Source organism: Sphingomonas sp. Root241, assembly GCF_001428865.1.
Taxonomy (GTDB): domain Bacteria; phylum Pseudomonadota; class Alphaproteobacteria; order Sphingomonadales; family Sphingomonadaceae; genus Sphingomonas.
Map to the genome: position 1 here is coordinate 450,343 of NZ_LMIV01000002.1, position 18,799 is coordinate 469,141.

The window sequence follows — 18,799 nt, forward strand, 5'->3', positions numbered from 1 at the left end:
AGAGGCAAATGCCAGGCGGCAGTGGCGCGGACGCCACACCCCACAGGGTGGACGGCAGCGAGGCGGCGAGCGCGGGCAAGGAGCCGCGCACCGCGCGCGGGCGGAGAACGCTGCGCGCGATCCTCGACGCCGCGGCCGAGGAATTCGGCGAGAAGGGTTTCCACGAAGGCTCGATCAGCGGGATCACCCGCCGCGCCGGCGTCGCGCTCGGCAGCTTCTACACCTATTTCGATTCGAAGGACGCGGTGTTCCGCGCACTGGTCCGCGACATGTCCGAGCAGGTCCGCGAGCATGTCGCCCCCGCGCTCAAGGATGCGCCCGGCCAGATCGCGGCCGAGCAGGCGGCGCTGCTCGCCTTCATCAAGTTCGCGCGCACCCACAAGGAGATCTACCGGATCATCGACGAGGCCGAGTTCGTCGATCCCGAGAGCTTCCGCATGCACTATGCCACCACCGCCGAGCGCATCGCCAGGCGACTTCGCGCGGCGGCCGAGCGCGGCGAAGTGCGCGACGATGTCGGCGAGGTCCATGCCTGGGCGATCATGGGAATGAACGTGTTCCTCGGCCTGCGCTACAGCGTGTGGGAAGAGGACGTCGCGCCCGAGGCGATCGCGGAGACGGTGGCGGCGATGCTGGCGCGGGGGATTGCTGCGAAGAGCTAGCCGGCGCTTACGGTCCAGTTGCAGCCAATAGCGGAATCCATCCTTCAGTCCGCCAGGGCCACCTCGATCGCCGCTCCGGCATGAATCGCAGTGGTATCAAAAACTGGGACCAAACTGTCTTCTGGTTGGACCAGCAGCATGATTTCGGTGCATCCGAGGATTATCGCTTCCGCACCAGCCTCGACCATACGCGTGATGATCGCTCGGTAGGCGTCCCGCGACGCCGGAACGACCCTTCCTGCGACCAGCTCCTCGTAGATTACCCGGTGAACCGTTGCGCGATCCTCGTCATTGGGAACGATGACGCTCAGTCCGTGCCGTTCGGCCAGCCGGCCCTTGTAGAAGTCGTGTTCCATCGTGAACGCGGTGCCGAGTAGCCCGACCTTCTGGAAGCCTGCCGCCCTGATGCGCTCGGCCGTCGGATCGGCGATGTGTATCAGGGGTATCTTGACCGCTGCCTCGACGGCAGGCGCCATACGGTGCATGGTGTTAGTGCAGATCAGCAGCACATCGGCACCGCCAGACTCCAGCCGTTGCGCGGCATCTACCATGCGAGCGGTAAGACCCTGCCAGTCGCCTTTATGCTGTAGCTCCTCGATCTCCGAGAAGTTGAAGGACCAGAGAAGGCAACGAGCCGATGCCGTGGGGCCAAGCCGGTCCCGAACGCCTTGATTGAGGATCCGGTAATACTCCGCAGAGCTCTCCCAGCTCATTCCTCCGATCAGACCGATCGTTTGCATCGTGCCCCCGCGCATTGATTTCAGCGCATCTCTAGTGGAATGCCAAGCTTTCCGGAACGGCCGCCGATCGCCTCTCATGATTCGGAAGCAGCCGGACCGCTTCCCACCAACAGCAGGCGTTCCCCGTTACTTCTTGCCCAGCTTGTCCTTGAGCGCCGCGAGGGCACCGAACGGCCCCGCTTCCTCTTCGCTGATCACACCGGCCTGCTTGAGCACTTCCGCGGCATTGGGGCTGCGCGGGAAGGGGTCGAGCGCCAGCGCCAGCGTCTCGGCTGCCGCCTCGCCGAGATCGAGCGCGCTGCCGGTGTAGAAGACGGTGTCGAGATCCTCCTCGGCCAGCTCGATTTCGTCGTGCGATTCGTCCTCGGTGGGTTCGGTGAGGAAGCGGATCGCGAAATCCTCTTCGATCTTCGCGGGGAGTGGGTCGCCGGTGACGCCGCAGGACTGGGTCACCGCCGCCGACAAATGGCCGCTGGCGCGCACGCCGGCCGCGTCGCGGCGCAGCGCGAAGCTTGCGGCGAGACGGTCGAGCGCGACGAGATCGAAGCGCCGGGCCAACGCTGCGCGCTCGGTCTCGTTGGCCTCGACCGTCACATTGGTTTCGCCGGCGCCGATCTGGTCGAGCCGGTGCGGGCGCGGGAATTCGGGAGTCATTGCGGCAGCTCCCCGGCGATGATCGCGGCGGTAGGCGTGGCGGCAAGGCTATCGCGGAGCGCGAGCAGTTGCGTCTCGACATGGGCGAGCGCGGGATCCGCCGGCGCCTGACCGCGATAGACGTTGCGGACCAAAGCGGCGCGGAGGCCCTCGCCCGCGAGCCCCGCGCGATAGGCGCCGAGCCGGCCGCCGACCATGCCCATCATCCGGCCCATATGCTTGCCGACGACGACGTCGCCGATGCCGATCTCGCGCAACTGGCCGTCCATGTCGTCGATGAAGCATTCGGCGAGCGCGGTGCTCGGCGCCTTTGCCTCGGCTTCGCCTTCGAGCCGCAGCAGGACGAGCGAGAGTATTGCGGCGATCATGTCGAATCGGCCGTCGATCGTGTCGGGGACGCCGCCTTCGGTATACCAATGCGGGGCGCGGCCCCTGGCGACTATGCCCGCGTAGAGCTGCGGCGCAGTGCCGCGATCGGAGGCGCCGAACAGGCGCTTGAGCAGTCCCATGGTTGGTCTTCGTCCGTGCAACTTGTGGCGCGACCTTGTTTGGCCGCATTTTGCCGCATATTGAGGTGAATGGCGCGCGATGCAATGCGTGCGCCGGTGCTCGCGTTGCCCTGGAGATTTCGATGCCCTTCCCCGTTCGCCTGGCCGGTTGCGCCGCGCTCCTCGTCGCCATGGGCGGCACTGCCTGCGCGCCGATCAAGTCGCACCAGGGCTATGTCATCGACAAGGAGCTCGTCGATTCGGTCCAACCCGGCGTCGATACGCGCGAATCGGTGATGCAGACGCTCGGCCGCCCGACGCTGACCAGCCAGTTCAACCAGGGCGAATGGTATTACGTGTCCCGCGACAGCCGGAATTTCGGCTATAGCGATCCCAAGGTGCGCGACCAGACCACGATCCGCATTCGCTTCGACCAGGCTGGCAACGTCGCCTCGGTCGAGAAGATGGGCAAGGAACTGATCGCCTCGGTCGATCCCTATGGCAAGAAGACCCCGACCCTGGGCCGCAAGCGCAGCTTCTTCAGCGATCTGTTCGGCAATATCGGCACGGTCGGCGCACCGGGCACCGGCGGCGGTGGCCCTCCGGGCGGATCGGGCCAGTAATCAAAGTTGCTGATTGCTGACCAGCGCATTCCCGCGCGGTTCAGCCGGACTCCTCCAGATTGCAGCGGTGCCGGAAGAACCGGCCTGTGAGCTTGGAGGAATCCACATGAAGAAGATCATCACCGCAGCCCTGCTTGCCGCCGTGGCGATGCCCGCGGTGGCTGTGCCCACCGCCGCCAGCGCGCAATCGAACCGCGAGCTGCGCCGCGACCGCCAGGACATCCGCGAGGAACAGCGCGAGCTGCGCGATGCGCGGCGCCGGGGCGATCGCAGCGACATTCGCGACGAGCGCCGCGACGTCCGCGAGGCACGTCAGGAATATCGCGAGGATCGGCGCGACCGCGATCGCCGCTGGGGCGACAATGACTGGCGCGACTATCGCGCACGCAACCGCGGCGTCTATGCCCGCGGCAACTGGCGGGCGCCGTTCGGCTATACCCGCTTCCGCAGCGGCGTGCGGATCGCCCCGTCTTATTGGGGTTCACGCTATGTGATCGGCGATCCGTGGCGCTATCGGCTGCCCCCGGTCGGGCGCTATCAGCGCTGGGTGCGTCACTATAACGACGTGCTGCTGATCGATACGCGCCGCGGCGTCGTGGTGCGTGTGATCCCGGGCTTCTACTGGTAAATGGACCGAACCCGGGCCGCGTGAGCGGTCCGGGTTCGGCCGCGCCGGTTGCGGCGGCGCGGCCGGTGCCCTGAGACACGGTCCGAAAGGGAAGGACCGCGCATTTGAACGCGCGGAAAAGCATTTCGCTCCCGTAGCGAAATGCGAATCTTCAGCGCACCGTAAAGAGGATCTGGTCGACCACGCGTCCGCCGAGATCGACCAGCCGCAACCGGTGCTGCCCGCGCGTCGGCAGCAGCAACGGGCGCGAATCGGCGGTGCCCAGATCCTCGCGATCGAGCAGCAGGCGATGGCCTGCAACCTGCCCCGCCACCGCGATCGCCAGCCGCTGGCGATCGATCGGGATATCGGGGTCGAGCGCATAGACGCTGCCCGCCACCGGATTGACGATCCGCGGCCGCCGCGCCGTCTCGGGCGCCGCCGCGACCTGGTCGAGCGCAGTGCCCTTCACGAAAAATTCGCGGCGCGGCTGCTCGATGCCCTCGGCAAAGCGGATTTGCCGCGTCTCGATTCCGGCCGGCGGCGGTGATGGTCTGGAAGGCGTGGCGGCGTGCAATGTCATCATGACGTCACGCCATACCGGCGCCGCGCCGCTGGTGCCCGAGACCGCGCGCATCGGATCGCCTTCTAGATTGCCGACCCACACGCCGACGGTGAACCGGTCGCTGAAGCCGATGCACCAATTGTCGCGCATCGCCTTCGACGTGCCGGTTTTGGCCGCGGCCCAGAAGGGCAGGCGCAGCGCCGAATCGACGCCGAAGGTGCCGGCACGTGCGTTCGGATCGGCGAGGATGTCGGCGACGATCCATGCCGCCTGGGGTGAGACGATCTGCCGGAGCGGCTCGTGGCGCGATGCCTCGGTCAGCCGCAGCGGCGACCAGCGTCCGCCGAGCGCGAGGCTGCGATAGGCGGCGACCTGCTCGAGCAGGGTCACTTCGGCCGAGCCGAGCGCCAGCGAATAGCCGTAATATTGGCCGTCCTCGACCAGCCCGCGATAGCCGGTGTCCCACAGCCGGTCGCGAAACGCATCCACTCCGGTCAGCAGCAGCGTGCGCACCGCGGGCACGTTGAGCGATCCCGCCAGCGCGATGCGTGCGGAGACGGGTCCCTTGAATGCGCGATCGTAATTCTGGGGGACGTAGAGCCCCGAGGCGGTGTCGAGCTGGACCGGCGAATCGTCGAGGATCGAGGCCGCGGTGAGATAGCCCTTCTCGATCGCCTGCGCGTAGAGGAACGGCTTCAGCGTCGATCCGGCCTGGCGATATGCCGAGGCGCCGTCGACCGCGGGCGCCGTCGATTCGCCGCCGATTCCGCCGACATAAGCGAGCACGTCGCCGCTGGCATTGTCCACCACGACGACCGCGCCGTCCCTCGCGCGGGTGCCGCCCAATCCCTGCAGCTGGCGCCGCAACGCCGCAATCGCGACGGACTGGATGCGCGCGTCGAGCGTGGTGGTCACGCGCGCGCCCGGCTTGTCGAGCAATCGCGCGGCAAGGTGCGGCGCGAGCCCCGGATCGAGCGCGAGGCTGCGCGCCGGGCCGAGCATCGACGCTGCGGCGCCGGCGAAGCGGCTGCAATCCTTGTCGCGGCTGAGTGCACAGGCGCGCCGCGCGACTTCGGTCGATCCCGCGCCGGGATTGGGAAGCAGGGCCGCGAGCAGCAACGCGTCGTCGCGGGTGAGTGTCGCGGGCGTCTTGCCGAACAGCCCCAAAGCCGCGGCGCCGATCCCCTGCGCCTCGCCGCGGAAACCGGCGAGGTTGAGATACGCCTCGAGAATCTGGTCCTTGGTCCAGCCCGCCTCGAGCGCGGCGCCCGCGCGCATCTGGCGCACCTTGTCCCACGTACTGCGATGGCCCGGTGTCGCGAGATCGGGGGCGAGATAGGCAGCGACCTGCATCGACAGCGTCGAGGCGCCGCGCGCGCGCTTACCCTCGGCGCGGTCGCGCAGCGCACCGCCGAGCGCCCACCAGTCCACGCCGTCGTGGCTGCGGAAGCGACGGTCCTCGGCGGCGACGAGGGTGTCACGTGCCACCGGCGATATGTCGGCGAGGCGGACCCAGCCGAGCCGGCGCGCTTGGTAATCGACACGCGTGCTGTCGATCAGACGGCCGCCCCGATCGTAGAGCCAGGCCTCGGAGGGGTGCCAGTTGGCGGTTACCGCGGCGTAGCCGGGGAGCGGCGGCGGGCGCGTGACCCAGGAGAGCGATACGAAGCTGCCGATGAGCAGGGCCGCGGCGGTGAGCACGATTCGCGAAGGCGTGAAGATGCCGCGCCAGCCGCGCTCGCGACATGCGGCGCGCTGGCGACGTCCCCATGCGACGAGCGCTTCGGGGAAGCGATCGATACGCTGGATCAGACCCGAAAGGCGCTGCTTCACTACAATTCGGCATCCCGGCGAAAGCCGGGATCCAGTGTTTCTATGCCGTCTCGCTCATAGCTCTGGATCCCGGCTTTCGCCGGGATGACGGGGAGAGAGATCACCGCTCCGCCACCGTCATCACTGCATTGGGCAGCTGGGCGCGGATCTCGGGCGAGTACATCGCCTCGACGCGCGTCGCTGGCAGACTGAACCGGCCCGAGGCGTTGAGCCGCATCACGTACGAGATCGTGAAGCTGCCGCGCGGCACCCAGCCATAATAAGCCCGCCACGAACCCTGCCCGCGCTCGATCCAGTTGGGCGATACGCCCTCGGCCGTGCCCGCCTGCGCATTGAGCATCTCTGATTGGCCGCCGAGGCTGCCGATCACCGTCGCGCCGCTCGGCACCGGATCGTTGATCACCACCCAGTTGCGCTCGGCCGATGCCTCGACACTGATCGTCACCTTGATGACGTCGCCCCGCGTATACCGCCCGGGCACCAGCCCCTGCACCACGCTGACCTGCTTGGTCATCTTGTACCCCGCCATCAACGGCTGGGTCAGCGGCACCGCTGCCTTGACCCGGACGAAGGCCCATGGCCCCGCGCCGCCCGCTTGGCGCATCACCAGCGGCGTGGTCGCCGCCGGCAGCGGCAGGCTGAAGCTGCGCTGCGGCTCGAGCAGCGGCCAGGGCCGGTTGACGCTCGCGCTGCCGAGGCTCGCGGTAGTCACCCCCGCGATCGCCTCCGCCGGATAGGCGGCCATGAATTTCCGGACGGCGATCGTACCCCAGGCATTGCCGGTGGTGGTGCCCCAATGGCCGCGCTGCTGGCGCATCGCCACGCCGACCATCATCTTGGGCGTGTCGGCCTGCCAGCCGGGGCGGCCGAGCGTGACCATCACTGCCTTGATCGCCGCTTCGTCGTCCGACGACATCAGCCACCACGGCATATTGCCCTTGTCGCTGAGGTCGATGCGTGTGCCTTCATAGACCAGCCGCTGGCGAAGCACCTGCTCGGCATCGGCGCGGAGCTGCGCGCCGTTGGCGAGACCGGGGACCTTGCCCAGCGCGGCGAGATAGTCGGCGAGCGACGAAGTCGGCATCTCGGCCGGCGCAATGCCGAGCTGGCCGAGCATCGCGCTGGTCGCCGCGCCTTGCCGCGCGAGCGCCGAGAAGGCGGCGATCCGCTGGAGCCGGACATCGCCATAATCCTCGCGGCGCAGGCGGCCGTCGAGCACTGCCTTCATCGCGTCGATCGCCTTGGCGCGCGGCCCGTCGGGCAGCGGCAGGCCGGCCTCGGCGGTGATCGACAGGATATAGGCGGTCAGTGCCTCCGATCCCGCCCATTCGCCGGGGAAGTAGCGCAGCAGCCCGTCGCTGTCCTGATAAGCGGGGAGCTCGCCGGCAATGCCGTTCCACATTCCGCTGTCGCCCAGCGCGATCGCCCGCGACGTGCGCTGCTCGAGACAGCCATAGGGATAGGTCCCCATGTAATCGCGCACGCCCTGGAGCGGCGGGGCAAGCGTGTCGGCGAGACTGATGTCGACCATCCCGAAGCCGGGCAGCGCGCCCGCGGGCGGCGCGATCGAGAAGCTCGTGCCTTCGCCGACCCGGGCGAGCGTCGCCGCCCAGACTTCGACCGGCACCGCCGGGATCACATCCTGCGCCACCGTCACCTTGTCGACTGCCTTGCCGTCGGCGGACTTGGCCGACACGGTCCAGCTGAGCTTGCCCGCGGCGTTGGGCGCCGTGAGGTTCCAGCTGACCGGCGCGGCCCCGCCCGCCGGGATGTCGACGGTCAGCGGCTTGCCGGTAGCGACAGCCGGGCTGAGCACGACATTCGCCGTCACGCGCATCGGCTTGTCCGATCCGTTGCGCAGCGTGAACATCGCCCCGAAGGTGTCGCCGGAGCGCACCACCTGCGGCACGCCCGGATAGATGCTGAGATCCTGATGGGTGCGGACGCTCGCCTCGCCGGTGCCGAACAGTTGCGCGCCATTGGTGGCGATCGCGACCAGCTTGAACGAGGTGAGCGCGTCCGAAAGCGGCACCTGCACGCGGGCGCGGCCATTGCCGTCGAGCGGCACCTTGCCCTTCCACAGCAGCACCGGCTGGAAATTCTCGCGGTTGAGCCCCGAGAGATCGCCGCCGCCACCGCCGCCGGCCTCGACGGCTTTCTTGCCGTAGTGCCGTTTGCCGACGACCTGGGTCTGCGCGGTCGAAGTGAGCACCGAGATCGGCCGGTCGCCCATCATCGCCGTGAGCACGTCCCAGCTTTCATTGGGCGCGAGCTGGAGCAGTGCCTCGTCGACTGCGGCGAAGGCGACATCGGCCTCGCGCGCCGGCGAGCCGTCGGGATTCTTCACCTGCACGTCGACATTGGCGATGTCGCGCGCGGCATAGGTCGCTTTCTCGGCCTTGACCGCGACACCAAGCCGATGGCCTTCCCACCCGACCTTCACCTTGGCGATGCCGAGCCGGTAAGCCGGCTTGGCGAGATCGACCGTCGGAGTCGGCTTGCCGCCGTCCTGCGAGAAGGGCAGCCCCCAGTCGCGCGCGAGGCTCGATCGCCAATTGGCGAAACCTGACACGCGGCCACGCACCGCCATCACCGAGACATAGACGTCGGGTGCATAGGATGCCGGCATCGGCACTTCGATCACCGGATCCTTGCCGCTGAGGCCGACGACGAAGCTCGAGAGCACGCCCTCGCGCTCGACCGTCACCAAGGCCGTCGCCTCGCGGAAGGGCATGCGGACCTGGAATTTGGCGGTTTCGCCAGCCTTGTATTCGAGCTGCTCGGGGATGACGTCCATCCGGTCGCCATTGTCGCCACCGAACCACCAATCGTCGTCGCCGACCAGCCAGGTCGAGCGCGTCGCACGCGCGACATTGCCATTGGCGTCCTTGGTGGTCGCCACGGCATAGACTTCGCCCGACACGCCCGGATCGAGCTGGCAGGTCGCCAGCCCCTGCGCGTCGGTGGTCGCCGAGCACGTCGCGCCCAGCTTCGTCGTCTTCATCTGGTTGTCGTACGCATAGAAGCCGCCGATCAGCCGCCGCCGCGCGGTGAGGATCTCGCGGCTATAGAGCTCGACCGAGATCGACTGGTTGGCGAGCGGCTTGCCCGAAGTGTCGAGCGCGACGAAGCGCAGGCGCAGATCGTCCTGCTTCATCAGCCAGCCATCGGTCTTGATGCCGAGCTGGACCGCGGAGGTGTAGATCGGGATGCGGCGCGAGGCGGTCAGGATCTCGCCATTGGCGTCCTGATAATCCATCTCGATCTGCATGTTGGTCGGCTGGTCTAGGCTCTGCGGCACTTCGATCGAAGTGCGTGCGGTGCCGTCGCCACCCAGCGTGACGGGCAAGGTCTGGGTGGGCGGCAGCGGTGTCGATTCCTCGTCGGTCTCGCTGTCGCCGTTCAAAGGTTTCACGCCCTCGGTCAGCGCGCGGCCGCCGAAGCTGTAGCTGTCATAGCCGTCGGGCGCGGTAACGCCCTCGAACCAGCCGACGCGCAATTCGACCGGCAAATTGCCCGCGCCGCCGCCCGAGAGATATCCGACGAACAGGTCGAGCGGCAGGGTCGAGGGGCGCACCGCCGCCTCCTTGGGTCCCGTGACCGACGCCTTCATCGTCGGCAATTTGTATTCGTCGATCTTGAGCGACTGGCCGGTATAGGCGATCTTCTCGTTCTCGCCCTCGGTCGTCACGACCTGGATGTCGTAATCGCCCATCTTGGCGCCCTGCGGCGCGGTCCATTCGGTCTCGCCGATGCCGTTGGCGTCGATCGTCAGCGGCAGGTCGTATTTGGTGTCCGATCCGCGATGCGAGAGGCGCAATGTGCCTGTGAACGCCGGTGAAGTGCCGAAGCCGGTCGCGATCGGCTGGCGGACGATATGCTTCATGTGGATCGTCTCGCCCTGGCGGACGAGTGCACGATCGAACACGGTGTGGAAGATTTGATCCTGCTTCTGCCAGCCATAAGGCAGGTCGAAGTCGTACGGGCGGATGCCGTCGCCCCATTGGGTGAGCGTAAAGCTGAAATCATCGGCCTTGCGTGCCGACACCATCAGCGGCGAGGAGCTGCTGCCTTCGCAGCCCGAATAGGTCTCAGGCTCGGGCAGCCCGGCCGGGACGCCGAGCCGGCCCGAGGCATCGGTGGTGCCCTTCGCGAGGATCTGGCCGGTGCAGCTGTCGGTGATGCGCACTTCGGCGCTGCCGACGCCCTTGCCGCTGTCGAGCGCAGTGACCCAGACCAGCGATTGGTCGCGGCCCCATTTGAAATGCACGCTCATATTGGTGACGAGCGCGCCCGCCGCGACATAGCGCGGGCTGTCGCGGCCGAGCAGGGCTCTGCCCAGACGTGGGCTGGCGAGTTCGACGACATAGAATCCGGGCTTGGTCAGCGGGATGCCGACGACTTCGAATTCCTTGCCCTTGCCGGGCAGCGAGACCTGGAACGGCCTGCCGGTGGCAGGCGTGAGCAACGGCTCGCTGCCGGTGAGATTGACGCGGATCGTCTCGTCGCCGTGCTGCGTCGATGTGGTCTTGGTCTCCGCGGCATCGTCGATCGCCCGCAACCACTTGGCAATCTCCCCGTCGCCCCCCTCGACCCTGAGGCTCTGTCCGCCGACCGCCATCTGCTTGCCGCCGAGCTGCCCCTCGACATTGCGCACGGTGAGCGGGAGGACACCGCCCTCGGCGGCTTCGAGGATGCCGAAATCCGCGGCGAACTTCACCAGCGGCGGCGCCTCGTCGAAGCGGACATCGAGCGGGAAGCGTTCGGCGTTGGAGAGCTTGCGTCCGCTTTCGTCTGCGACATTGGCGGGGAGTGTCAACTTGGCGGTGACCGCGGCCGGTAGTGGCGCCTTGAACTTTACGTCCGCGATCACTGCCTTGCGCTTCTCTTCGTCGGAGAAGATCGGCGTCAGCGCCTTGCCGTCGGGCAAAGTGATGCGGATCGCCTCGGCCTGCGCGCGCGGGATCGGCGCGGAGAAGCGTACCCATGCGTCCTGCACCGGGCTGCAGCCCGCCTGCGCGTTGACGCGCGAGCATTCGAAGCGCGCGGCAAAGGGCTTGCGCACCGTGAAGTCGAAGCGCTGGTCGGTGCCCGCGATGCGGCCGCCGCTGGCGATATCCTTGCCCCAGACGAGCGCGACGTCGCGGCCGGGCGGAAGGGGCCGGCGGCATTTGAGCGCGACCACGCTGGCAGTGGCTTTCACCCGATCGGCTTCCGCGGCGGGAAGCGCCTTGGGCAAGCCCGCTTCCTCGAGGAAGCTCTGCACCGACCATTGATCGGTGCCCAGCCCCGCGAGCAGCTTGCCCGGCACGTCGGCGGGCAGCACATCGACGGGAATCCGCTCGCCGATCCCGTCGACCGCGCAATAGGCATTGGCGCCGACCGAGGCACGATCGGGCGCGATATTGGCGGCGACGAGGAAGGTCTGGTCCTCCTCGATCTCGCCGCCATAGCGGCTCGGCAGCACCGCGCGCGCGATCGGGCCGCCGCTGTCGACGGTGAATTTGCTCTGGCCGGTCAGTGCGTAACCCGCGAGGCTCTTGAGCTTGTCCTTCAAGGTGAAGGTGCAGGTCACGCCGCCGGGGAGCGGGCTGGCGAATTCATGGACATAGGTCTGCTGGTCGACCCAGCGCCCTTCGCCGCCGACCGGGCATTCGACGGTGAACGGTCCCGCCGCACGGGGGTCGCCGAGCGGCACCATCGGCTGATTGAAACGCGCGGTGAACCGCTCGATCGCGCCATCGCCGACGCCGGGCGTGGCCATCTCGACCTGCGGGCTGTTGTCACCCATCGCGAGCGTGGCGCCCAGCGGCGCGGCTATCAATGCCAGAATACCGAGCCGGGCAACGAGCTTCATGGCACAAATCCCCCCAAAGGCCGACGCACCCTAGCCGGGCAGGGGAAACAGGCCAACGGCGAAATGACCGACTCCGAAACGGATGAAAATCTGGAGAGTCCCGGCCAAGTCAACTTGATCATTTAATAAACATTGCTGAAGATGAGTGCATCCGAATCGGAGATTTCGCGGTGCTGGGACGGTCGTGCTGATCACCGCGATAGATGCGTTTGCGCGTGAGGCGACATTGTTCGCGGCGATCTGGTTCCTGATCGGCGGCCTGGACGATCTGCTGGTCGACCTGATCTATCTGGCGAGGCGCGCTCGATTGCGCGTGGGCGGTCCGCCGCAGCGCGCCCTCCTATCTCCGGAATGTGCAGGGCCGGTTCCGCCGGGACGGATCGTGGTGTTCGTGGCGGCGTGGGACGAGTCGCAGGTGATCGGCAGGATGCTGCGCACCGCGCTGCGCCGGTTCGATCATGCCGATTATGCGATCTATGTCGGGACCTATCCCAATGATCCGGCAACCATCGCCGCCGTCGCGGAGGTTGCCGAGAAGGATCCTCGCATACGCTTGGTGATCGGCGGCGCGCCGGGGCCGACCACCAAGGCCGATTGTCTCAACGCGCTCTGGCGCGCATTGCTTCGCGACGAGGCGGCGGAAGGCTCCCCGACGCTGGGGATCGTCCTCCACGATGCCGAGGACATCGTTCACGCGCTCGAACTCAAGGTCTTCGCCGATCAGCTACGGCATTGCTCGGCGGTGCAGTTGCCGGTGCTGCCCTTGCCGCATCCGCGATCGCGCTTCGTCGCCGGCCATTATTGCGACGAGTTTGCCGAGGCGCATGCGAAAACGCTCGTCGTGCGCCAGGCGCTGGGTGCGGGACTGCCGCTGGCAGGAGTGGGCTGCGCGATCCGGCGCGACATGCTCGGCGCGATTGCCGGCGCGCGCGGCGGCGCGCCGTTCGATGCGACCAGCCTCACCGAGGATTACGAACTCGGGCTGACGATCCACGCGATGGGCGGAAAGACATTGCTGGTGCGCGTACCCGAGCGTGTCGGCGGACCGCCAGTCGCCGTGCGTGCCTATTTCCCGGACACGCTCCGGGCCGCGGTCCGGCAAAAGGCACGTTGGCTGACGGGCATCGCGCTGGCCGGATGGGACCGCACCGGATGGCACGCGGCCGCGCATCTCGGCGACAATTGGATGCGGATGCGCGATCGGCGCGCCACGCTAGCGCTGCCGGTGCTCGCGATCGCCTATTGCACGCTGCTGCTGTGGAGCGTGTCGACACTTGTTCATTTGGTCGATCGATCGGCGGCGCCGGTGCTCGATCCGTCCGTTCAGGCGCTGCTCTGGATGAATTTCGCACTCGTCGGCTGGCGTCTGTTGGTACGCGCCGCGTTCGTGCACCGCGCTTATGGCTGGCGCGAGGCATTGTGGTCGGCGCCGCGGGTGTTGGTCGGCAATTACATTGCGCTCTTCGCCGCGCGCCGGGCGATCGGGCTCTACACGCGGATGCTGTTCGGCGCCGCGCCGCGCTGGGACAAGACCGACCATCAGTTTCCCGATCTCCCTGAACAGGCGGCCGGGTGACCGGACAGGGGCGCCCGATCCGCTTCCTCGCACTGGTGGCGCTCGGCTGGGTCGGAATCCGCATCGTCTTGCTTTGGTCGCAGACCGGCTCGCTCCCCGAAGCGATCCGACAGGCGGTGCCGCTGGTATCGCCGGCTATTCCCGGCGCGGTCGCCGCGCCGGTGCAACTGCCTCCGGTTGCGGCTATTCGAGCGGCACGCATCCCCGCAGCCGTCGGCGAACATCAGCCGGCCCCGCGCACGATGACGTCCATGATCGCCGCGGACCCCGAACGCGTCCAGATGGCGCTGCTCGCGCTCGTCCAATATGGGGCACCGGCCACGATCGGTGTCGCGACCATGCCAGTGCCGCTCGCCGCTCAACCCGATCGCTTGCCGCTCTCTCCCTCGCGCTGGTCGGCGAGCGCGTGGCTGGTGGCGCGTCCGGGCACGGGGCTCGGCGCGGCGCCGGGAGCGAGCCAGATCGGAGGCGGGCAGGCCGGGGTCCGTTTGGCATATATGCTCCTTCCCAGCCACCGGTTGGCAGCTTTGGCGCGGGTAGTGACTCCGCTCCGGAGCAGGGGCGCCGAGGCCTCGCTCGGTCTCGAATGGCAGCCCACCCGCGCACCGGTGCGCCTCGTTGCCGAGCAGCGCTTCGGACTGGACGGCATCAAAAGCGGACCCGGCATCGGAGTGATCGCCGGGTTCGACGGACCGATCGCGTCCGGGTTCCGGCTCGAATCCTATGGTCAGGCGGGAGCGATCCGGCGCAACCGCACCGAACCCTATGCCGACGGTGCCGTCCGCGCGACGCGCACGCTCGCCGAGGGCGGTGGTGTACGGCTCGCGCTCGGCGGCGGCGCCTGGGGCGCGGCGCAGCGCGACGCCGCGCGCCTGGATCTCGGCCCCTCAGCGACGCTCGCGCTCCCGATCGGCAGGCAGAATGTGCGGCTCGCGCTCGATTGGCGCCAGCGCATCGCAGGCGACGCCCGCCCCGGCTCGGGCCTCGCGCTCACCATCGGAAGCGATTTCTAGCCCGGAAGCTTTTGCACCGCCGCACAAACGCGGTATCGCCTCCGCGCAATGGATCTTTATCTTCCCATCGCGAATCTGTCCGTCAACGCGCTGGTGATCGTGGCGCTCGGGCTCGGCGTGGGGCTGCTCTCGGGAATGTTCGGCGTCGGCGGCGGATTCCTCACCACGCCCCTGCTCATCTTTTACGGCATCCCGCCCACCGTCGCCGCCGCATCCGCGGCGAGCCAAGTGACCGGCGCCAGCGTCTCGGGCGTGTTCGCGCATTTCCGGCGCGGCGGAGTCGACGTGCACATGGGGCTGGTGCTCGTCGCCGGCGGCGTGATCGGCAGCATCGCCGGCGCGGGGCTGTTCCGGATACTCCAGGCGACCGGCGTGATCGATACCGTGATCGCCATCCTCTATGTACTGATGCTCGGATCGATCGGGGGGCTGATGCTCCAGGAATCGGTGACGGCGGTTCGCGTCGAGCGTGGCGCCCGCCCGCCTAAACCCCGCAAGCGCCGCCACCATCCGCTCGTCGCGATGCTGCCCTTGCGCTGGCGCTTCTATCGCTCGGGGCTCTATATCTCGCCGCTCGCCCCTCTGCTGCTAGGTTTCTTCACCGGCATATTGACCGTGCTTCTCGGCGTGGGCGGCGGCTTCATCCTCGTGCCCGCGATGCTCTATCTGCTCGGCATGGGGACGCAGGTCGTCGTCGGCACGTCGCTGTTCCAGATCCTGTTCGTCACTGCCGCCGCGACGATGGTCCACGCCACCACCACCAAGGCGGTAGACATCGTCCTCGCGGTATTGCTGCTGCTCGGCTCGGTGGCCGGTGCGCAGCTCGGCGCCCGCCTCGCCCAGAAGGCGAAGCCCGAATATCTCCGCCTCGCACTGGCGCTGATCGTGATCGTCGTGGCGCTGCGCATGCTGCTCGGACTCGCCTGGCGTCCGGACGAGATCTTCTCGGTGGAGCTGTTGTGAAGCGGCTCGGCGCCATCCTGCTGATGCTCGGTGCGCCGGTGCTGATGGGGCAGGCGAAGCCGGTGCTGGTCCCCGACGTGTCGCAACGCGACATCGAGATCGCTTATTCATTCACCGGCGCCGAGCTGCTGCTGTTCGGCGCGATCCTCTATCCACGCGGCCGCGCACCCGATCCCGAGGACGGGCCCGTGGACATCGTCGTGGTGGTCAAGGGCCCCACCCAAGCGATTCTCGTGCGCGAGAAGGCGCAGCGGGCGGGCATCTGGCTCAACGCCGAATCGATGCGCTATCGCTCGGCGCCGAGCTTCTATGCCATCGCCTCGCCACGTCCGATCCGGAAAATCGTCGACGAGCGTACCCGCGCGATCTTCGAGCTCGGCGTCGACAGCCTCCAGCTCTCCCCTGCCTCGGGCGCCGTTCCGGAAGTGCAGCAGCGCTTCGATCGCGGCCTCGTCGATCTGCGCACGCGCAGCGGCCTTTATTACGAAGCTCCCGGCGCAGTGGAGATCACCGGCGGCGTTCTCTATCGCGCGCGCCTCGCCATACCGGCGCGCGTGCCCGTGGGGCGCTTCACCGCCGAAACCTTCCTGATCCAGAACGGTCGCGTGCTCGCTGCGGCGGTGCGCCCGATCGACATCCGCAAATCGGGGTTCGAACGCTTCGTCGCCAGCAGCGCCCAGCATTATTCGATTTCCTATGGGCTGGTGGCGGTGGCGCTGTCGGTGCTGTTCGGCTGGGGCGCCGGCGCTATCTGGCGGCGATTCTAGCGGCACGTCCGCGGAGACGCTGCACACCCAAAATTTACGCTCCCGTGTGCATGATGCTCCGCACAACCCCGGGGAGTATCCGATGGAAGGTCAGTTCGGTGCGCGCGCCTTCGACAATGCCGCGCCCATTTCGTCGGGAGACGCGGTCTCGCCGCGCGCGCAGGCCCGCTCGATCGGGGCGGTGCTCGAGATCGCCGGATCGTCGAGCCAGGTGATGTTCGACCCCGCCGAGATCGAGGCGCTCGCCAGCAACAGCGACGTCGCGGTCGCCAATGCCGGGCAGGTGGGCAGCCAGGTCAAATTGCGCGTCGGCAGCATCTGGCTGATCGCCAATGTCCGTTCGCTGCGCCTCGATGCCGGCGGCGATCGGATCCTCGCGCAGGTCGATTTCCTCGGCGAGGGCGATGAGGAGAAGCTCACGGGCAAGCTCTACAAGTTCCGTCGCGGCGTCACGCGTTATCCGACGCCCGGCTGCGCGGTGTTCCCGGTCTCGACCGCCGATCTCAAGCAGATCTACGCCGCCGACGATCGCGCCCATATCGAGATCGGCAATGTCTATCCGACCAAGGACATCCGTGCCGCGCTCTATGTCGATTCGATGCTCGGCAAGCATTTCGCATTGCTGGGCTCGACGGGTACCGGCAAGTCCACCGCGGCCGCCCTGATCCTCCACCGGATCTGCGAGCTCTCGCCGCAGGGCCATATCGTGATGATCGATCCGCACGGCGAATATGCCAGTGCGTTCAAGACCACGGGCGCGCTCTACGACGTCTCGAACCTGCAGATGCCCTATTGGCTGATGAACTTCGAGGAGCATTGCGAGGTGTTCCTCACCACGCAGGGCTCGGACCGGCAGGTCGATGCCGACATCCTCGCCAAGTGCATCCTGCTCGCCAAGGGCAAGAACCGGCTCGCGCAGGAATTCGGCAAGCTCACCGTCGATGCGCCGATCCCCTATCTCCTCTCGGACCTCACCCAGATCCTCCAGCTCGAAATGGGCAAGATGGACAAGGCGACCGATACGGCGCCCTATCTCCGCCTGCGCAGCAAGATCGACGAGATCAAGGGCGATCCGCGCTACACCTTCATGTTCTCGGGCATGCTCGTCGCCGATACGATGGCTGCGTTCCTGGCGCGCGTGTTCCGCCTGCCCGGCGGCGGCAAGCCGATCTCGATCGTCGATGTCTCGGGCGTGCCGAGCGAGATCACGTCGGTGGTGGTAGCAGTCCTGTCGCGCATGGTGTTCGACTTCGCGATCTGGTCGCGCGGCGAGGCCAAGCGCCCGGTGCTGCTGGTGTGCGAGGAAGCGCATCGCTACGTCCCCAACGAGCGCAACGCCGATGGCTCGTCGGTCGGCCGTATCCTCAGCCGGATCGCCAAGGAAGGCCGTAAATACGGTGTTTCGCTGGGCCTGATCACGCAGCGCCCGTCGGATCTCGCCGAAGGTGTGCTTTCACAGTGCGGCACGATCCTGTCGATGCGGCTCAACAACGAGCGCGACCAGGCCTTCGTCAAGGCGGCGATGCCCGAAGGCGCGCGCGGCTTCCTCGATTCGATTCCGGCGCTCCGGAATCGCGAGTGCATCGCGGTGGGTGAAGGCGTCGCGACGCCGATCCGCTTGCTGTTCGACGCCCTCGAGGACGGCAAGCGCCCGGCGTCCGATGATCCTTTGTTTTCCGAGCTGTGGCGCGAGACCGGCGGCGAGGAGCAGATGCTCGAACGCACGATCAAGCGCTGGCGCTCGCAGGGAAAGTAACCGGTATATCCGGAGACGAGCCGGCGATGACACCGGCTCGTCCGTCGATGCCCTCAGGCCTCGGTCGCTTTGGCGGCCATCGTCGCCTTCGCCCACCAGGCCAGCTCGTCCAGTGCAGTCTTCGCCGACGGCAGCAGGCTTGTCTCGATCTCCTCGATCGGTTTGTTGCCGAACGCCGGGTGCACCGCCATGAAATCGCCGCCGGTGATGTGAACCGCGGCGTGCGTCGAGACCATCTGCAGCTCGACAGCGATCTGGCGCAGATGCTCGATCGCCCGCACCGCGCCGGTGCCGCCATAGCCGATCGCGGTGAAGGGCTTGCGGTTCCATTCCTTGTAAGCCTGATCGAGCGCGTTCTTGAGCGCGCCGGTGATCGAGTGGTTATATTCGGCGACTACGAAAATGTAGCCGTCGAACCCGCCGATCGTCTGCTGCCAGCGGACCGCCTCCGGATTCTGGCTCGGCATCCACAGATTGGAAGCCATCTCGTCGAAGAAGGGCAGCGGATGATCGCGCAGATCGACTACTTCCAGGTCCATGTCCCCGCGCGCCTGTGCCTGCGCCAGGATCCATCGCGTGGGCGCGTCGGCGTATCGGGTGGGCCGGGTCGAACCGACGATGACGGCGATGCGGGGTTTGGTACTCATGATAACCTCGTTTATGCTGGTTTCTTGGAGTAACCAGATTACGGAAGG

At 67.4% G+C, this 18,799-nt stretch carries 14 protein-coding genes; 8 read left to right on the forward strand and 6 right to left on the reverse strand.

Translation table 11 applies throughout. From position 1 onward, the window contains the following. The first annotated feature begins 8 nt into the window (after window positions 1-8). Window positions 9-662: a TetR/AcrR family transcriptional regulator gene (locus ASE13_RS12745; protein ID WP_082596766.1), complete on the forward strand. Its 654-nt coding sequence runs from the start codon at window positions 9-11 to the stop codon at window positions 660-662. Window positions 663-706: 44 nt separating this feature from the next. Here ASE13_RS12745 and ASE13_RS12750 read toward each other — a convergent pair whose 3' ends face one another. The 3 genes from ASE13_RS12750 to ASE13_RS12760 all read right to left on the reverse strand — a co-directional run bounded on the left by ASE13_RS12750 (window position 707) and on the right by ASE13_RS12760 (window position 2,565). Then, a complete protein-coding gene (locus ASE13_RS12750; RefSeq protein ID WP_056617765.1) occupies window positions 707-1,402 on the reverse strand; it encodes an aspartate/glutamate racemase family protein in 696 nt (231 codons plus the stop codon). Window positions 1,403-1,528: 126 nt separating this feature from the next. After that, window positions 1,529-2,056, reverse strand: coding sequence for a YceD family protein (locus ASE13_RS12755; RefSeq protein ID WP_056616314.1), 528 nt, complete (start codon window positions 2,054-2,056; stop codon window positions 1,529-1,531). Further along, window positions 2,053-2,565 (reverse strand): ubiquinol-cytochrome C chaperone family protein, encoded by a 513-nt coding sequence (locus tag ASE13_RS12760; RefSeq protein WP_056616317.1) that lies wholly within the window; start codon window positions 2,563-2,565, stop codon window positions 2,053-2,055. The genes ASE13_RS12755 and ASE13_RS12760 overlap by 4 nt, the downstream gene beginning before the upstream one ends. A gap of 122 nt (window positions 2,566-2,687) precedes the next feature. Between ASE13_RS12760 and ASE13_RS12765 the strand changes: the two genes are divergently transcribed. Further along, window positions 2,688-3,167 (forward strand): outer membrane protein assembly factor BamE, encoded by a 480-nt coding sequence (locus tag ASE13_RS12765; protein ID WP_156404876.1) that lies wholly within the window; start codon window positions 2,688-2,690, stop codon window positions 3,165-3,167. A gap of 106 nt (window positions 3,168-3,273) precedes the next feature. After that, window positions 3,274-3,795 (forward strand): RcnB family protein, encoded by a 522-nt coding sequence (locus ASE13_RS12770; protein ID WP_056616320.1) that lies wholly within the window; start codon window positions 3,274-3,276, stop codon window positions 3,793-3,795. Window positions 3,796-3,946: 151 nt separating this feature from the next. On the opposite strand, the gene pbpC is transcribed toward ASE13_RS12770, so the two are convergent. Further along, a complete protein-coding gene (gene pbpC, locus ASE13_RS12775; protein ID WP_414885386.1) occupies window positions 3,947-6,040 on the reverse strand; it encodes a penicillin-binding protein 1C in 2,094 nt (697 codons plus the stop codon). A 232-nt stretch (window positions 6,041-6,272) separates the two neighbouring features. Further along, entirely contained in the window at window positions 6,273-12,029 is a 5,757-nt protein-coding gene (locus ASE13_RS12780) for an alpha-2-macroglobulin family protein (RefSeq protein ID WP_056616322.1), read from the reverse strand. 184 nt (window positions 12,030-12,213) lie between these two features. On the opposite strand from ASE13_RS12780, the gene ASE13_RS12785 reads away from it, so the two are divergent. The 5 genes from ASE13_RS12785 (at window position 12,214) to ASE13_RS12805 (ending at window position 18,104) form a co-directional block, all read left to right on the forward strand. Continuing rightward, a complete protein-coding gene (locus tag ASE13_RS12785; RefSeq protein WP_056616325.1) occupies window positions 12,214-13,605 on the forward strand; it encodes a glycosyl transferase family protein in 1,392 nt (463 codons plus the stop codon). Beyond that, window positions 13,602-14,618, forward strand: a complete 1,017-nt coding sequence (locus ASE13_RS12790; protein ID WP_235536967.1) for a hypothetical protein — start codon at window positions 13,602-13,604, stop codon at window positions 14,616-14,618. The genes ASE13_RS12785 and ASE13_RS12790 overlap by 4 nt, the downstream gene beginning before the upstream one ends. Before the next feature lie 48 nt (window positions 14,619-14,666). After that, window positions 14,667-15,581, forward strand: coding sequence for a sulfite exporter TauE/SafE family protein (locus ASE13_RS12795; RefSeq protein ID WP_056616328.1), 915 nt, complete (start codon window positions 14,667-14,669; stop codon window positions 15,579-15,581). A gap of 44 nt (window positions 15,582-15,625) precedes the next feature. Further along, complete coding sequence (locus ASE13_RS12800) at window positions 15,626-16,348, forward strand: TIGR02186 family protein (RefSeq protein ID WP_200955736.1); 723 nt, start codon at window positions 15,626-15,628, stop codon at window positions 16,346-16,348. A gap of 82 nt (window positions 16,349-16,430) precedes the next feature. Continuing rightward, complete coding sequence (locus ASE13_RS12805; RefSeq protein ID WP_082596767.1) at window positions 16,431-18,104, forward strand: ATP-binding protein; 1,674 nt, start codon at window positions 16,431-16,433, stop codon at window positions 18,102-18,104. 53 nt (window positions 18,105-18,157) lie between these two features. Here the strand turns inward: ASE13_RS12805 and ASE13_RS12810 are convergent, their stop codons facing one another. Further along, window positions 18,158-18,751: an NADPH-dependent FMN reductase gene (locus tag ASE13_RS12810; protein WP_056616333.1), complete on the reverse strand. Its 594-nt coding sequence runs from the start codon at window positions 18,749-18,751 to the stop codon at window positions 18,158-18,160. Window positions 18,752-18,799: the final 48 nt, after the last annotated feature.

What these genes read in the sequence shown, in the direction of transcription:
- ASE13_RS12745 (WP_082596766.1), top strand. Translation starts at nt 9, where the DNA reads ATGCCAGGCGGCAGTGGCGCGGACGCCACACCCCACAGGGTGGACGGC.
- ASE13_RS12750 (WP_056617765.1), bottom strand. Translation starts at nt 1,402, where the DNA reads ATGCAAACGATCGGTCTGATCGGAGGAATGAGCTGGGAGAGCTCTGCG.
- ASE13_RS12755 (WP_056616314.1), bottom strand. Translation starts at nt 2,056, where the DNA reads ATGACTCCCGAATTCCCGCGCCCGCACCGGCTCGACCAGATCGGCGCC.
- ASE13_RS12760 (WP_056616317.1), bottom strand. Translation starts at nt 2,565, where the DNA reads ATGGGACTGCTCAAGCGCCTGTTCGGCGCCTCCGATCGCGGCACTGCG.
- ASE13_RS12765 (WP_156404876.1), top strand. Translation starts at nt 2,688, where the DNA reads ATGCCCTTCCCCGTTCGCCTGGCCGGTTGCGCCGCGCTCCTCGTCGCC.
- ASE13_RS12770 (WP_056616320.1), top strand. Translation starts at nt 3,274, where the DNA reads ATGAAGAAGATCATCACCGCAGCCCTGCTTGCCGCCGTGGCGATGCCC.
- ASE13_RS12780 (WP_056616322.1), bottom strand. Translation starts at nt 12,029, where the DNA reads ATGAAGCTCGTTGCCCGGCTCGGTATTCTGGCATTGATAGCCGCGCCG.
- ASE13_RS12795 (WP_056616328.1), top strand. Translation starts at nt 14,667, where the DNA reads ATGGATCTTTATCTTCCCATCGCGAATCTGTCCGTCAACGCGCTGGTG.
- ASE13_RS12800 (WP_200955736.1), top strand. Translation starts at nt 15,626, where the DNA reads ATGGGGCAGGCGAAGCCGGTGCTGGTCCCCGACGTGTCGCAACGCGAC.
- ASE13_RS12805 (WP_082596767.1), top strand. Translation starts at nt 16,431, where the DNA reads ATGGAAGGTCAGTTCGGTGCGCGCGCCTTCGACAATGCCGCGCCCATT.
- ASE13_RS12810 (WP_056616333.1), bottom strand. Translation starts at nt 18,751, where the DNA reads ATGAGTACCAAACCCCGCATCGCCGTCATCGTCGGTTCGACCCGGCCC.